Source organism: Yersinia aldovae ATCC 35236 (assembly GCF_000173735.1).
Lineage (GTDB): Bacteria > Pseudomonadota > Gammaproteobacteria > Enterobacterales > Enterobacteriaceae > Yersinia > Yersinia aldovae.
The window spans coordinates 1-606 of the sequence record NZ_ACCB01000110.1 but is presented as its reverse complement, the minus strand read 5'-3'; the positions used below and the strand labels follow the sequence as shown (position 1 = coordinate 606).

The window sequence follows — 606 nt, the reverse complement described above, 5'->3', positions numbered from 1 at the left end:
CGTTCCTTCAGGGGGCTTAAAGCCCCAGGGAAGACTCATCTCGAGGCAAGTTTCCCGCTTAGATGCTTTCAGCGGTTATCTCTTCCGAATTTAGCTACCGGGCAATGCCATTGGCATGACAACCCGAACACCAGTGATTCGTCCACTCCGGTCCTCTCGTACTAGGAGCAGCCCCTCTCAATCTTCCAACGCCCACGGCAGATAGGGACCGAACTGTCTCACGACGTTCTAAACCCAGCTCGCGTACCACTTTAAATGGCGAACAGCCATACCCTTGGGACCTACTTCAGCCCCAGGATGTGATGAGCCGACATCGAGGTGCCAAACACCGCCGTCGATATGAACTCTTGGGCGGTATCAGCCTGTTATCCCCGGAGTACCTTTTATCCGTTGAGCGATGGCCCTTCCATTCAGAACCACCGGATCACTAAGACCTACTTTCGTACCTGCTCGAGCCGTCACTCTCGCAGTCAAGCTAGCTTATGCCTTTGCACTAACCTCACGATGTCCGACCGTGATTAGCTAACCTTCGTGCTCCTCCGTTACTCTTTGGGAGGAGACCGCCCCAGTCAAACTACCCACCAGACACTGTCCTCACCCCGGATT

Annotated in this window: 1 rRNA gene; it reads right to left on the bottom strand. The window is 54.5% G+C overall.

The features are described from left to right. A 23S ribosomal RNA gene (locus YALDO0001_RS19455) occupies positions 1-606 on the bottom strand; the annotation flags it as partial.